Consider the following 14,600-nt stretch of genomic DNA (forward strand, 5'->3'; position numbering starts at 1 on the left):
GCCGTCAGTTAGGTATTGACTATCAGTTAGGATTACTTTTTTATATATTAGTTTATTTATCAGAATTTTAATTAATCTATTGAATCTTTATTTCCTAAATTATCAACAAGCTTGGTTAAAATTTTCTTCAAGTCTGATTTACTCATTCCATCAATTTTCTTTTGAAGATCTTTGTCTAGTTTATTCTTTTCAGTATTCTTTTTAATGACTTCGACCAATTCTTTAATTTGAATTTCTAGTGGTTCTTCTGGTTTTAGTCCAGTTTCTATAGCTAATTCATCTTTATAGGCCATAAAAGGTTCATATAACCTATGGTAGGCTCTACCTACTGCCCCTTGAAAGAATTTTACAATTGGGTCACTTGAAGAGTTGTTCTTTAAAACATGAGAAAGTGATATACCAGGATAAGGATCGATGTAATAAATATTTCTTATTCCTAATTGATAAGCCTTTTTAGAACATAATTCACAAGGACTAGCAGTTGTAAAAAGATTTCCACCTTCTAATGCAATTCCACCATATTTAGAAATCTGAAGCATAGCATTTTCTTCCGCATGTAATGATCTTGTATGAACTTGATTATCCTCTCCAGAAAATTTATTATATGCCGACTTGAAACAAAATGAACAGGGTTTTCCAGACTTACCCATTTTCTCACTTGCATTTTGATATGTATCTAGTAGATAATCTTTGAATTTTTTTGAGTCACTTAAATTTAAATGAGATTCTTCTGTCTCAGACTTGTTTGACTCATACTCTTCTTTCCCAACACCTTTTTCAAAGTCTGTAAAGACTTTTATTTTATCTTCCTCTAATTCTCTTATATCTCTTAAATTGCAAGGTGTGGCTCCAGATGGGACGTCATTCCAACCAACTGATTTTATTGAAAAATTCTTATCAGTAACAACAGCACCTACTTGTCTTGATATACAACCAGAATTTAATTTTGCGCTGTAAGCAATTTGCATACACCGTTCTGTAGAAGATGGGGTTATAATTCCTGGTTGTTGAATTAATGCTTGAAATTTTAATACTTGTTCTCCAAGAGAAAAAAATCGATTACTAATTGTCTTATCCTTATTGAAATAATCAATTCCATATTGTTTTAGAGTAATACTTCTGTCATTCTTTAATTTAGTAGACTCATCAGCATTGAAAACATGAATATCACTTTGAGCTATGCAATTTTGAACATCAGGAGATCCAAGTGAGCCTTTTTTATAGTCATTACATCGGTATTCTATATTATCTAATTCAATTAAGTTATCAACTAGTTTTTTCTGCTCGTCCTCTGTAATTTTAATTTTTTTTATTCTTCTTTCTAATCTATACCTTCTTGATTCTCCTTTTACTGCAATCATATTAAAAGCAGAGTATCGTTCTTTTAAAAACATAATCTCCATTGAATTTCGTAACGAATCAATAACAATATGACAATTACTATTTACACGATTAGCATTTTTAATTTGCTTTATTAAACCATTAATAAATTGAATAATAGTATAAATATTATCTAGACTTGGGTTTTCATTTTCTACACTATATGCTGTTCCAAATGTTCTATAATTATCCCCAATCCTATGAAGTAATAATGTTCTTTCAAAATAATGTTTTGTTAGAGCATTATTCAAATCTTTAAGTAAATCTTTAAATTTCGGCGAGTCGTATACTTCCCAAATTTTTAACATTAATTCATCACTTAATTTTTTTTCGAAACTTATTCTTTCAACAAATTTGAGATTAGATTGGAAATCTCTAATTAACTTGGTTGCAAGATCAACTGCTTCATTATTTTCTAGTATTTCATCAATTTTATAGCAGTTTTTTAAGACTTCATCTAATAACTTTTCATTTCCGATTGTTTCAAATATTAACATTGCATACAATATATTTTTATATTCTATGTGAATATATTTTTTCCAGTTAGTTGAAGAATAATTGTACGCTACCTTATACTTCTGAATGAAATTTCTATTCGTTGCCTCTTTAGTTAGAGTTAATTCCTCAGGCTTCCGAATTAAAGAATATTTTATACTTACATCTTCAAAACTTGAAGATAGAATTTGAGCTAATTTAGTGCAGCCAGAGCCTGTTCTACCTGTAATTCCTATTATTGAAAATGAATGTCTTAATTCGTATAGTTTAGTTAATTCCATAATTTGTATTTTTAATATTTTTCATCCAATTCAGCGGCAACCCAAAACTCTACTTCCTCCAACTTATCATAACCGATATTGGTCAAATTGAGCAAAACAGTAACCTGCCCATTAATCAACATCGGCAACAACCAATCGCGAAGAGAGGAAAGTAGTTGGTTTTGTTTGTTATAAGTTGTCGATGTATTGAAAGTCATTTTTTCTCTGTGATTTACTTTTTAAAATAGGTTTCTATTCTTTCTAGTTTCTTCAATTTACCTACTGAGATTCCATCTTCCCTACCATTTAAATTCTTTTCAACTAACTCAACTTTAACACTAAAAATTAGTGTGGGCTGATAATATTCATTCAGCTCCACAAACATTAACTCTTCAAAGTTTCGCTTTCGAAGCCAAATTTTGGCAGTATTGCCAGGTGTGGTTCGTGTTTTAATTTGAACCTTTTTACCTGCTTTGTTTATTCCGTCAAACCCCTCATTTACTTTATTGTCAACCAACTTGACTAAACCGAATTCCTGACAATAATACTCGCCTAAATCACCAACCATTACCTTAGAGCGAATTATGCCTTCATCCATTAATAGCTTGTAAGAATCAGCTATTGACTTTAATGTTTCATTAAGCTTTTGTTTTTCCATAATCTCTCCTTTTATTTATACTCCCCTCCCCCTTCAGCTGCAACTCCCAACTCAACTTCCTCCAACTTATCATAAGCCCCTTTTACCGTAACCTGCCCATTCATCAACATCGGCAAGAACCAATCCCGAAGAGAGGAAAGCTATTCGTTTTGAATTTTCAAATTTTCTTGCTTCTTATTGATAATTTGAATAATTCGGTTGTACTCCTCAATTATATTTTTAGACGGAAGTATCGTTTCTATTAGTTTTAAATTATTCTTATTGAGCGCTTCAGCAACTTCTGCTACTTTCATCGATCTGTTCTCACGAACTAAAATTTGCGCTATGGCTTCATGTAAAATCATTTCTTTTATTTTTTACGCCACCCCCGCATTCGCATTTATAGTATCTATAATACTGATAATCTTCACCGCATCACCGTCGTCAAAGATCCCAGACACACCGTCTTGGTGAGAATCCGTGAATGGAGATTCGAACAACATCCGCTTATCTATCGTTCCGTTGGTGCTTAAAAATTCGATTATCTTTTGAATAAAGGTGATTTGATTGGCCGTAAAATTCCCCGATTGAAGGAAAGTCGCAAATGCTTCTTGTGCAGCTTTAACATCTAGACCAATTATACTTCTGACAAATTTCCCAAGCGGTTCTGCTCCATAAGATTTCCTGAAATCTTCCACACTCCCTCTGTCTGCTCCATCAAACAATACGGTCTCCAATTGCTTCAATTCATCTTCTGTAATGGGTAGATTGGTATTCAGTTTAGAAATCACCAACAAGTTTCTATTCTCTCGAATGTATGCCTCTACCCTCTTTTTATAAAGCGATGAATTAGCCGTGTTGTATATTGTAGCTCCGTCCTTCACCTCTGCCTTAGAATCAGTAAAATTGGTGTAAAATGGCTCTTGTTCTCTACTTTCTAAGTACTGCACCAATTCACGAATTTCTTCACGTATTTCGTTTATCCTTCGCTGTTTTAAAGCAGTATAAAAATTAGGATCCTTTAAATTTTCTATCAACTTTGTTGATCTCAACACCTGAGGAATGGTATACTTTTCAGATAAACGTTCTGCTATTCCAATCAACTTTTCGTGGAAACCTTTCTCTGAATTCAATTTTAAATGAGTTGCGATTTGTAATTTCAACATCATCAAGTCAAAGCGTCGCACCACTTCGTTCACTTTCTCCGGCGACGGCAAATCCGACAAATGAGTTTCTATTTGATGAACATCGTCCGCAGATAAATTATTCCACCTTCCTCTATCTTTGAAATCATCCACATACCTCAAATTCATGTTGACTTGAAACCTCGAACGGTCTAAGTTTTTTATAGCGGCATGCAAAATATCCAACAGTTCACTAGAAAGGGCAATGTTATCAGCATCTCCAGTTTCCGCCAACAATCGACTCAACTGCAGTCTGGATTCGAAAATCAATTGAGAAATGGGTTTACTCAAAGTAGATTCTTTTCCATTCTTATTGATTCCAAAAAACTCAAAGTTCATGCACACATCAAAAATCAAGAACTCTGTCTTCTTTTGACCTGGACCAAAAACATCTGGACACAAACGAGTTCCTCTTCCTATCATTTGCCAAAATTTAGCATACGACCGTACCACTTTAAAAAACACCAAGTTCAATACTCTTGGAGCATCAATTCCTGTATCCATCATGTCTACCGAAACGGCAATTTGTGGTAAGTTCTCATTAAAATGATCACAGAATGAATCGATTAAACTTTGCGCATGCGATACTTTATTGTGAATCGAAGCAATAAAACCTGCCGGCTTATCGGGATATCTTTTTTCAAAACATTCTACAATAAACTGAGCATGATTCTGATTCACCGCAAAAATGATGGTTCTACCAATTTTATCGCCACCTTCTACTTTCAACCCCTCTTCCATTACAGTATCCAACACCTTGTTCACCGTATCTATATTGAAGAGCTTCTTATTCATTTGGCTGGCTTCAATTTCTTCTGGAAACAACCCCGTGGTTTTATCCATAAAGGTTTCCTCGTATTGCCTTTTATCTTCATCAGAAAGCTCGCTGTACTTTATTCCTTCTCGGATAAATTCTGTGGAAACATCTTGATTATTATATGGAGTCAGGTATTTAGGAACTGCTTGTTCCAAATCATAATTAAAGGTTGGATCTTTTGTTGGACAACCAAACAATTCAAATGTATTGTGATCGATACTTTCCTTCGGAGTAGCTGTTAATCCCACCACTAACGAATCAAAGTACTCAAATATAGCTTTGTACTTACTGTAAATAGAACGGTGCGCCTCATCAACTATAATTAGGTCAAAATGACCCACGCCATAAAAACGCTCGTCAGAATTACTCACATTGTCTATGCGGTGCATCATGGTTGGATACGTACTGAAAATCAACCGAACTCCATCCTGCTCCTTGTCTTCTGTTAAATCTACTGATGAAAGGTTGGGCAAATATTCACCAAAATTCCGCTTGGCCTGACGAACCAACGCATTCCGATCGGCTAAAAACAGCACCCGTTTAATCCAATTATTTTTAATCAATAAATCGACCAATGCAGCCGCTGTTCTTGTTTTACCACTTCCTGTAGCCATTACCAACAAAGCACTTCTCATGTCTCCTCTTAAGCCGTCCTTCGTCTTCACCACAAAAGAATCTGCCACTCGCTTTATCGCTTCTATCTGATAAGGTCTACCGGCGATATCAGCATTAGGGTTGGCCAAGCGAATGTCTGTTCTGGTTTTCCGTTTTTGAATCATCCACAGCAATTCATCTTTGGTGTAAAAGCCATACACCCGACGTGGTGCCGAGTAAAAAGTATCGTCCCAAATGTTGGTTTCATACCCATTGGAATAAAAAATAACTGGGCGCTGCCCGTGCATTTCCTCCAAACAATTGGCATATAAAAACGCCTGATGCTTGCCCACCTCAGCTGCCTTAGTGGTTCTTTTGGCTTCTATAATGGCCAAAGGCTTGCCCACATTGTCCCACAACACATAATCTACAAAGCCATTGCCTTTTGGATTATCTGCATTTATGGGCATTCCTTTCACCGGATATTCGATATGGTAATTGGGCTTTAAATCATACCAACCAGCTTCTTTTAGATTGACATCAATGAGGTTTTTCCTCGTTTCTGCTTCGTTGTATTCAGAAGGCACTTCGATTAATCGTTCTTCCTTTTGCTTTTTCAGAACGGCCTTCGCTTCTTTCTCTTTTTCAGCGTATCTCGCTAAAGCTTCTTCACTTTCTCTTGCTTTTTCTAATGCGGCTTCGTTTGCTTTCTGCAACGCCTCTACTCTAGCCAACAGCTCGTCTTGCTCTTTGCTTCTTTCTTTTTCTAGTTCTTTTAATTGCCTTTTTTGTGCCCCAATTTTCGGAACAAAATTCATGTCAAAAATCCCAGGCAAACTCACTTCTTCTTGGGAGTAATTTCCTGCAAACCATTTCAAAAACCCGTACAAGTATTTTATACTCACCAAGGCATCTGCAGGGTTTACTCTATTGCCATAGTGCGCTGCATTATTGCCAGTTTTTCTTACAATGTGCAACCCAGTTAGATGATGATACGGTACAATCGCCTTGATCTCCTCCTGCTCCATCAAATTCACCAACTCTTTGTTGTACGGCAAATCAATGAACTCCAGATCATGCAACAAATGCATGCATTCCTCTAAAATTAAACGGCAATAGTTGGCCGTAGAAACAGGTTCTGTATTGATCCGCTCCTCCGCCTTTTTCATCTTCTTGTAAATAGAAGACCACTCTTGTTTTAGAAACACAAAATTGCTCATGGGTTCATTTGTTAATTATTTGCCACTCCATTGTCCGAATTGGGATTTTTTGGATGATTGGATGATTGGATTTTGTTCGCATTTCAATTAATCAGTTGTATTGGGGTATTTATTATTGGGATGTCGTAAGCGTTTAACTTCCAAACTTCTTGCACCGAAATTAAGCAATAAGCCCAAATCAACTTTATAGGCTACCAAATAATTAAGCCCTTGTGCCAAGTGAACATCTTCCATTTTTACTAATGCTTTCAATTCAACCATCACAGTTTCTTCCACTAAGAAATCTACTCGACGAGAGCCAATTCCCTGTCCATCATAATAAAGTGGCATTTCTAATTCTCTTGCAAATGATAATCCTTGGTTTTTCATTTCAATAGAAAGTGCTCGTTGATAAATAACCTCCTGAAATCCGTTACCTAATACGGAATGCACCTTCATGGCGCAACCAATAATTTTGTACGTTAAATCATCCCTTATTTCTTCCATTCTATTTTTTCTTTCTTCCTTTTACAATCAAATCCAACAATCCGTAAATCCAAAAAATCCTAATTCTTACCATTTTTAAACGCCCCCTGCAACAAACTACCAAACAACTCCTCTGCCTTTACCAACTCGGCTTGGGCTTGTGCTTTTTGGACTTCTATCGCTTCTACTCTTTCTGCAAATTGGTTTTGGAGTGTGATTGGAGGGAAACCAATTTCTATATTCATTAGTTTCGAAGGAGAAGTATGTCTGACTTTAGTTCCAGTCGCATCCTTATGAACTCTTTTTCTAAAACTATCTTGATTAAAAACTGTATAAATAAATGTTGGATTAATATCTAGTTTATATTCAAATAGACCCAAACGTTGATTATGAAGATAAACCCCTTCACTTGGGACAAATAGTGTACTACCTAACAATCCTGCTGCTTGTTCTGTCATAGCAACCAATACATCTCCTTCTTTTAAAATATAATCTTTAGGAATCACTCCATTATAATATTTCTGTTTTTGACCTTGATTCTTATATCCTCCTTGTTCATAATAATTTCCAGGTGTCAATAAAGTGTAGTCGCTTTCATCAACAAAAAATTCACTTTTAAATGCAAATCCATGCTTGATATTTATATATTTATTTATAGGAAATTCATCCCACCCTTTTGGATTAGTTACCGGATCCCCAAACATGTCCAAAAACAAACTTTGGGTCAATTCATCGTATTTGGTAATGAGTGCTTTTGTTTTTTGGCGGTAGCTGTCTGCTTCATCTAAAATAGCCGCTATCTTTTTTTGTTGGGGAAGTGGTGGGAGTGGGATTTGAAACTCACCAATTGCCTTAGTGCTAATATTTGGTTGCGCAGCACCGCCTGCTTTTCTTAGTATTTTGTCTTGTAAAATTGATAGGTAATGATAAAAATATCTGTCGTTTAACTCTTGGGAAACTCCACTTTTTAGTAATCCAATTCGTTGATTTAATAAACTTGGTTCATCTTTATCGTAAAATCCATATTTACCAGTTGTAGCACCTGACAAAGCAATTAAAACATCACCTTTTTCAACTAAAAAATTTCTTTTAGTATTTAGGTTTTCTTGGTCTACAAATACACTTGATTTGTTGATTGAAACAGGCCCATTATCAAAATTTGATATTCTAATTAGAGGTACTCCTTCAGTCAGAAATTCTGAGCTTTTGAAAGCATAGCCATTTTTAATTTCACAAACAGTTCCTAACTCTACCATCCTCATTTCAACATCTCCTTTAAAGCGGTTAATGCTTGGTTTCTTTCTTGGTCTATGGCTTCAATGGCAGCTATAATGTCCGTTGGTTTTTCGTAGGCTATTTCTTCGTATTCTATTTCTTTGTAGCGGTTTATACTCAAATCCCAATCGTTGGCTTTTATTTCAGAAAATGGTACGAGAAAGGATTTGTCAGTGCGGAGGCGCAGGTGTTCCGCAGAGTGCCCTTCGATACTATTTTTTCGGTCGTCGAGTGAATTCTGAGTATCAGAATTAGTATCGAGACGCCCGGAAAAATCACTCAGGGTACTCTGCAAAGAGTGAAATCGTTCAATAATATCAGGAATGTTGTTGTCTTTTATTTCGGCGCGTTTGTCGTCTAGGCTGAAGCCGTCGGCGGTCATGTCGTAAAACCAAACGTTGTCGGTGCCGCCAGTGCCTGTTTTGGTAAAAAATAACACTGCGGTGCTTACTCCTGCATAGGGTTTAAACACACCACTCGGCATAGAAATAACGGCTTCTAGTCGGTGGTTTTGGATAATCTCCGAACGGATTTGTTTGTGTGCGTTTGAGCTTCCAAACAATACGCCATCTGGGATAATCACGGCTGCTCGTCCACCTGTTTTCAACATCCGTAGCATCAAGCCCAAAAACAACAATTCAGTCTTCTTGGTTTTCACCGTTTTCAATACCGATGCTTCTACATCGTCATAGTCCAAACTGCCCTTAAATGGCGGATTCGCTAAGATTAAAGAGAATTGTTCTCGCACATCTCCGTTGCTGTTGCTCAATGAATCTTTGCCAATTAAATTGGGTTTTTCTATGCCGTGCAATTGCAAATTCATGGCTGCAATCCGCAACATAGTAGGATCGGATTCTATTCCAGTAAACATTTCAGTATCGAAATGCTTTCTAAAGTCTGGTTTATTGAATAGTTTATCGTGGTTGTCGTGGAAGTATTCTCCGGCAGTCACCAAAAAACCAGCTGTACCGCAACTAGGGTCACAAATGGTATCGGTTTCTTTGGGTTGCACCATGTCCACCATCATTTTAATAATGTGGCGAGGCGTTCTAAATTGTCCGTTTTGCCCTGCAGATGCTATTTTAGAAAGCATGTATTCGTACAAATCGCCTTTGGTATCTCTGTCGTCCATTACTATCAGGTCGATTTGCTGCACCACTTTGTCCAACAATCGTGGAGTTGGAATCATAAAAGTGGCTCCTTTCATGTATTGCGCAAATACACCCACCGAATCGCCCACTTCTTTCATGTGGTCGAACACGGTTAACGGTCGTTTGTCTGTTGTTTTGGTAAACAAATCAAACATCGCTTCAGGATCTTTATTTTTAAACGAATTCCAACGCAACTCCGCTTCTTTGTCCGTAAAAATGGGGTTCTTCATTGTTTCACCAATCAAATTGGCTTTCTTTTCCTCAGTTATTTGTCGCTCGTCCAACCGTCTTAAAAACAACAAAAAGGTAAACTGCTCTATCACAGACAATGGATTGGCTATTCCACCGTTCCAAAATGCTTCCCATATTTTATCAACTTGACCTCTTAATTCTCCTGTTATCATGTATTGTGTTTTGCTTTAAATTCTAAGTTGTAAATATAATGTTCAATTGGGCTGTGGTGGTGGGTTAAAGGTTTATTGTTTTGTAAAATTCAAAAATGGTATCTAATACATCTAAAGGTGAGTTGAAAGTCAAACTTGCTCTCACTCCTGTCTCCACAATAGCACTAAACTCTGAATCCTTCAATTGAGCTAAATCGAAACTTATACTCATTAAAAGGGTTTGATTACTTCCACCTTCAACTACCATTTTGAATCGATTAGAATTAGGAAATTTTTCATTTAGCATTTTAATTAAATCCTCACCATTCTTTTTATGGTTATTCTTAATCACTTCAAATAGGCACCAATAGTTCTTTTTGAATCTCAATCGATTCATATCTACAAAGAATCGAAAGTTATCAGTAATCTTTTTATCCCATTTTTTTTCAATGAATATCGTGTTCTTAGAATCAAAGTAATAGTGTTTAAATCGAGTACCTATAGTTGTTGTACTAGGTCTACAACCTATTTCTTTAAAAGCAGCGTTACTCTCATTATTTACATAATTCAAAAGCTTTGTATTGGTAACCAATAACTTTTCAATATTAGTTGCCTCATTTTGGAATTGAATTAATTGCTCTTTCATAATATGTTCGGGATTATAATTTTTATACAAGTTTTTGATGTTCAAAAAGTATTCTTTTAAAAATAGTAGATGACGGTCGTCCGCTTCCAAAAAGTATTCTGAAAGGTTACTTTCTAGTTGGTTGATTAGCTCCAAATGGGTAATAGAAATGTATTCAACACCATTTTTTAGTTTGTAAAGTTTTAAGTCGCTCTTCGATTTGGAAAGTACTATGCCAATTTTATTTTTAGCTTTAACCGTATTCCAATAATCATTTAAATCATTTTTAAGTTCATGATAAATCTTATTCTCGATTATTATGGCCCAATCCTCTTTTTGTTCTTGATCTTCTTCTTTGGCTTCAGTCTCACTGTCATTACTCTCACTTTCTATTAACAGGTCAATTCTCCCACCTTTAAGTGTGGTGTATTCTCTGTAAACAGAAAAGGGAGAATCGAAATTCTCTATTTTAAAAATTCGATCTTCTCCTTCTTTACCGCCATTCAGCTTATCTGAAATACAATCCAATAAACTATTAAAAAATAGCTTCTTAAAATTGTGTTCTTCATTCTCTTGAAGGTAAAAGGCTAGGAAATTACTATTGACATTTTCCCAGCTTGGGAAGCCAGAGATATCGAAGAAATTTCTTCTTTCTTTTGGCAATTCAGGCAAGGAGTTGATTAGATCCTCTAACCATTGGTAGGGATTATTAGTCTGCGACATATTTTTTTCAGTTTTAGTTCTTTTAAGGGCTTCTAAACTAAGGATTAAAATAGATATTCGGAAATAAAAATGACTAAACAGCCAAAATTGAGTGAGAACTGAATTTGGAAAGCTATTTTCTTTACAACCGTGCTTGAAATTAATTTGCAATTCGCGAATAGCGAATTAATATACCCTTCATACATTTAATTCGGATACTGAGTGGTTTTGCTGAAAGCAAAATTGTATCGAAGTGCCCGAATTAACCACTCAAGGTACAAAATGAATTGTATCGAAGTGCCCGAATTAACCACTCGGGGTATATTAAAATTGTATCGAAGTGCCCGTATTAACTATTCATGGTGCTTTCATTTTGTATCGAAATGCACTTTTTGTTTTCAAGATAGTTTGAAGTAAACAATGGCTTTTTAGTGGCAGGATAGATCTTCGCTTTGGTCATCCTGTATTGAGGTTGCCACAAGAAAAGCTTTAATTGCAATTCTTAGAAAAGGAATTGAGAAAGCTAGGGAATAAAAAAACCTAATAATTTTATATTTACATAATATATAAAAGCCAATTACACATTTACTATTTCTACCACTCCATTCACAACATTTGTTACAAAATTTCGTACAAATAAAATAATAGACTACATTTGTAACATCAAAACCCGCCATCATGACTCCTAATACAACGCTTGGAAATAACCTGAAGCTCTTTCGAGAGAAACTAAATTTATCTCAGCAACAACTTGCTGATTATTTAGAAATTAATCGAGAAGAAGTGTCTTATTACGAAAATGCGCAACGAGCTATGCCACTTAGTCTATTGCAAAAAGCAGCACAACTTTTTGGAATAGATGAATATGATTTAGAAGAAAGTGAAATTGCAGACCAAGAGCTCAACTTATCCTTTGCATTTAGAGCTGATCAATTGCAACCGGAAGATTTGGAATCAATCGCCAAATTTAAAACCATAGCTAAGAACTATTTAAACATGATAAAGCATGGTTAATAGTGTATCGCTTTTACAAAAGCAAGCCAGTGAGTTTCGCAGAAATCATGACATTGGAAGCAACGATGCCATCCGATTTAAAAGTTTACTGCAAAACCTAAATGTAATCAGTAATTTTCAAGCACTTAGTGGAGATTTTTCTGGTATGGCTATTAAAATTTCAGCAGAAAATGTTCCCGATATTCGATTAATGATGGTAAACAGTAACCACTCATTAGGAAAGCAACATTTTACAATTTGCCACGAACTGTACCATTTGTACGTTCAAGAAAACTTTACCTCAATGACCTGCAATACCGGTCTTTTTGATAAAAAGTCGGGTGTAGAATACGACGCTGATCGGTTTGCAAGTTATTTATTGTTGCCAGAACAGGGCGTAATGAACTTGATCCCAAATGAAGAATTAGAAAAGAAAAATAAAATTACGATTCCTACTCTTTTAAAAATTGAGCACTATTACTCTTGCTCAAGATCTGCACTATGGACTAGGCTCAAGGAAATGGAGTTGGTAGGTAAAGAAACCTATGACCATTATTGCTCCAATGTAAAACGTTCTGCCATTGCGCATGGATTTACGACAAGCTTATATAAAAAAGGGAATGAAAACTTGGCTTTGGGTAACTACGGAAGCTTAGCAAGAAAGTTATTAGAGGAAGAGAAAATATCAGAATCACATTATCTATCTCTTTTAAGCGATTGGGGTGTTCCTGCAGAACAGTTAGAAAACCTTTTTAGTGAAAATTCGAATGAAGAAGAGTAAAACTAAAAAGATATTGATTGACGCAGATGTTGTTTCTCACTTTATAAGTGGCGGGGAAATTTATCTTCTCCCAAAAATTTTTCCTTTTCCATTATTTGTTCTAGATAAAGTTTATAAAGAACTTGAAAGATTCAAGAAAAAGAAAACAGAAATAGACAATTTACTCAATCAAAGAATTCTAACACTTTTTCCCTTCCCTGAAAGTGATCAAGCGGTTCGTAAGGAATATTTATATCTAAAAAACAAAGAATTTAGAGGTTCCGGAGAAAGTGCCTGTATGGCTTTAGCGAGACATTCCAGTGATATTATAGGAAGTAGTAATTTAAAAGACATTGCCGACTATTGCAAACAGCATAATATTACGTATTTCACTACACTAGATTTTATTGATTATGCTTATCAAAATGATCTCATGGATGATAAAAGGGCAGATAACTTTATTCAAAAACTTCACAGTGCCAAGCATAAAATTCCAAAAAAAGTTCAATCGATTAAAGACATTAAACCACGGAATTTCGAGATTTAGCTCAATATCTCTCTTCCAAATAAACAAAAAACCAAAAACTTTATTTCCGCTTAGATAAATAGAATGCCTCACAAAAAAGCGATTCAGAATCCTCTGAATCACTTTTTTCTTTGACCCTGCCAACTCATTTTTGAGAAGAAGCTGATTGAGTATCTAATGCGACTTTCTCTACTAGTACTGATAAAGAAGCCAGATATCGTGCAGAAGAACTCAAATTGATAATTCGTGGCAATTGACTTCGGTTGAGTTTTGAGCATCCTAAATTGGATTTACCTCAAAAAATACATTGAGTGGAATTAATGTACCCTTCAATACTATTAATTCGGACACTGAGTGGTTCATTTTGTGCCTTTGGATACAATTAATTCGGACACTGAGTGGTTTTGCTGAAAGCAAAATTGTATCGAAGTGCCCGAATTAACCACTCGGGGTAGATTAATTCTATATCGAAGTGCCTTAAAAAATACTAAGGGTACAAATTTAGCTACTCAGGTTACTTTTAAAAATTGTACGGAAATGCCCGAATTAATCAGTTGGAGTGTATTCATCGAAAGCAAAATACATTTTTTTTAAAACAAACTTTAGAACAAATCATCAAAAAAATCAACTCATTAAGGAATAATAAAAAGACTGTTTTTTATTGTAAAAAGGGGAATAAAAAATAAAGTAGAAAATTTTCTCAATAATGCTTTTAGATTTGAAATAGATTATTACTTTTGCTCTCCCGTTTGAGGGATGGACACAATATCGATTGTGTTATGTGAAGAGGATTTGAAACGGAAAGCTAGGAGAGATGGGTGAGTGGCTTATACCAGTAGTTTGCTAAACTGCCGATCTTGTAAAGGATCCGGGGGTTCGAATCCCCCTCTCTCCGCAAGAAATTGAAAGACTGGAATAGAACAGAGAAAACTGTTGAAAATTAAATCGGGGTGTAGCGTAGTCCGGTCATCGCGTTCCGCAAAAGGCGGAAAGGTAGCAGGCTCGGATTAAGCTTAAAAGAAAAAAAACAGAGAAAACTGTTTTAAAACTAAATCGGGGTGTAGCGTAGTCCGGTCATCGCGCCTGCTTTGGGAGCAGGAGGTCGCAGGTTCGAATCCTGCCACCCCGACCAA

General features: G+C 35.5%; 12 protein-coding genes and 2 tRNA genes. 5 read left to right on the forward strand and 9 right to left on the reverse strand.

Going from position 1 to position 14,600, the window contains the following annotated elements:
* Positions 1–71 precede the first annotated feature (71 nt).
* The 9 genes from ACTB0X_RS01525 to ACTB0X_RS01565 all read right to left on the reverse strand — a co-directional run bounded on the left by ACTB0X_RS01525 (position 72) and on the right by ACTB0X_RS01565 (position 11,209).
* Positions 72–2,156, reverse strand: a complete 2,085-nt coding sequence (locus ACTB0X_RS01525) for a hypothetical protein (RefSeq protein WP_463023215.1) — start codon at positions 2,154–2,156, stop codon at positions 72–74.
* An 11-nt stretch (positions 2,157–2,167) separates the two neighbouring features.
* Positions 2,168–2,353 (reverse strand): hypothetical protein, encoded by a 186-nt coding sequence (locus tag ACTB0X_RS01530; protein ID WP_463023216.1) that lies wholly within the window; start codon positions 2,351–2,353, stop codon positions 2,168–2,170.
* Positions 2,354–2,367: 14 nt separating this feature from the next.
* Positions 2,368–2,793, reverse strand: coding sequence for a DUF6998 domain-containing protein (locus ACTB0X_RS01535; protein WP_463023217.1), 426 nt, complete (start codon positions 2,791–2,793; stop codon positions 2,368–2,370).
* A 140-nt stretch (positions 2,794–2,933) separates the two neighbouring features.
* Positions 2,934–3,137, reverse strand: a complete 204-nt coding sequence (locus tag ACTB0X_RS01540) for a hypothetical protein (RefSeq protein ID WP_463023218.1) — start codon at positions 3,135–3,137, stop codon at positions 2,934–2,936.
* Positions 3,138–3,149: 12 nt separating this feature from the next.
* Positions 3,150–6,587: a DEAD/DEAH box helicase family protein gene (locus ACTB0X_RS01545; RefSeq protein WP_463023219.1), complete on the reverse strand. Its 3,438-nt coding sequence runs from the start codon at positions 6,585–6,587 to the stop codon at positions 3,150–3,152.
* An 87-nt stretch (positions 6,588–6,674) separates the two neighbouring features.
* Positions 6,675–7,073 carry a GxxExxY protein gene (locus ACTB0X_RS01550; RefSeq protein WP_463023220.1) on the reverse strand — a complete coding sequence of 133 codons (399 nt, stop codon included), beginning with the start codon at positions 7,071–7,073 and terminating at the stop codon, positions 6,675–6,677.
* A 59-nt stretch (positions 7,074–7,132) separates the two neighbouring features.
* A complete protein-coding gene (locus tag ACTB0X_RS01555) occupies positions 7,133–8,314 on the reverse strand; it encodes a restriction endonuclease subunit S (protein ID WP_463023221.1) in 1,182 nt (393 codons plus the stop codon).
* Complete coding sequence (locus ACTB0X_RS01560) at positions 8,311–9,882, reverse strand: type I restriction-modification system subunit M (RefSeq protein ID WP_463023222.1); 1,572 nt, start codon at positions 9,880–9,882, stop codon at positions 8,311–8,313. The genes ACTB0X_RS01555 and ACTB0X_RS01560 overlap by 4 nt, the downstream gene beginning before the upstream one ends.
* Positions 9,883–9,946: 64 nt before the next feature.
* On the reverse strand, positions 9,947–11,209 hold the full coding sequence (locus tag ACTB0X_RS01565; protein WP_463023223.1) for a PD-(D/E)XK nuclease family protein: 1,263 nt from the start codon (positions 11,207–11,209) through the stop codon (positions 9,947–9,949).
* A 657-nt stretch (positions 11,210–11,866) separates the two neighbouring features.
* On the opposite strand from ACTB0X_RS01565, the gene ACTB0X_RS01570 reads away from it, so the two are divergent.
* From ACTB0X_RS01570 to ACTB0X_RS01590, 5 genes are all read left to right on the forward strand, one after another.
* Positions 11,867–12,202, forward strand: a complete 336-nt coding sequence (locus tag ACTB0X_RS01570) for a helix-turn-helix transcriptional regulator (RefSeq protein WP_463023224.1) — start codon at positions 11,867–11,869, stop codon at positions 12,200–12,202.
* A complete protein-coding gene (locus ACTB0X_RS01575) occupies positions 12,195–12,962 on the forward strand; it encodes an ImmA/IrrE family metallo-endopeptidase (protein WP_463023225.1) in 768 nt (255 codons plus the stop codon). The genes ACTB0X_RS01570 and ACTB0X_RS01575 overlap by 8 nt, the downstream gene beginning before the upstream one ends.
* Entirely contained in the window at positions 12,949–13,488 is a 540-nt protein-coding gene (locus ACTB0X_RS01580) for a hypothetical protein (protein WP_463023226.1), read from the forward strand. The genes ACTB0X_RS01575 and ACTB0X_RS01580 overlap by 14 nt, the downstream gene beginning before the upstream one ends.
* 787 nt (positions 13,489–14,275) lie before the next feature.
* Positions 14,276–14,362, forward strand: a tRNA-Ser gene (locus tag ACTB0X_RS01585).
* A 159-nt stretch (positions 14,363–14,521) separates the two neighbouring features.
* Positions 14,522–14,599, forward strand: a tRNA-Pro gene (locus ACTB0X_RS01590).
* Position 14,600: the final 1 nt, after the last annotated feature.

Source organism: Acidiluteibacter sp., assembly GCF_055129545.1.